We start from the raw sequence: 207 nt of genomic DNA on the forward strand, positions 1-207 counted from the left end.
AACCGATAACACAAGCATAATTTAAAGATTGTGCTCAAACCTCAAAAACTGAAAAAATGAAGGGGAAATATCTATGAATAAAGTTCTCATAACAACATTGCTGCTTTGCACAGGACTTATCACAGTTGGTTGCGAAAAAACCTATAGCGTCGCAGAATTTAAAAAAGATAGAAAATTGATGGAAGAATGGAATGCGAAATGTGGATT

Annotated in this window: 1 protein-coding gene; it reads left to right on the forward strand. The window is 33.8% G+C overall.

Going from position 1 to position 207, the window contains the following annotated elements; translation table 11 throughout:
• Nucleotides 1–73: 73 nt before the first annotated feature.
• On the forward strand, nucleotides 74–207 hold a 134-nt coding region (locus tag BN338_RS11945), incomplete at its 3' end, for an EexN family lipoprotein (RefSeq protein WP_156809288.1).

Origin of the sequence: Bartonella queenslandensis AUST/NH15 (genome assembly GCF_000312585.1) — a bacterium.
GTDB classification, from domain to species: domain Bacteria; phylum Pseudomonadota; class Alphaproteobacteria; order Rhizobiales; family Rhizobiaceae; genus Bartonella; species Bartonella queenslandensis_A.